Below are 239 nucleotides of genomic sequence, written 5' to 3' on the forward strand. Positions count from 1 at the left end.
TCCAAGCAACGCAACAGGAGTAAGTGTAACGGATATTTTACCTTCCGGTTATACTTTTGTAAGCGCCAGCACAGCTTCAGGAACCTATACAAGTGGAACTGGAATCTGGGCGATTGGTGCTTTAGCCAATGGATCGAATACTACCTTATCTATCATTGCCACAGTCAATGCCTCAGGAACGTATACCAACAGTGCGAGTATAACTGCCAATGAAGCAGATCCTACCCCTGGAAATAATA

The 239-nt window shown here is 44.4% G+C and carries 1 protein-coding gene; it reads left to right on the plus strand.

Annotated elements, in window-relative coordinates; all coding sequences use genetic code 11:
- Positions 1-239: DUF11 domain-containing protein (locus FLACOL7796_RS00325; protein WP_173968663.1), on the plus strand; the 239-nt coding region annotated here is incomplete at both ends.

The sequence above is a fragment of the Flavobacterium bizetiae genome, from assembly GCF_902804475.1.
GTDB lineage: Bacteria > Bacteroidota > Bacteroidia > Flavobacteriales > Flavobacteriaceae > Flavobacterium > Flavobacterium bizetiae.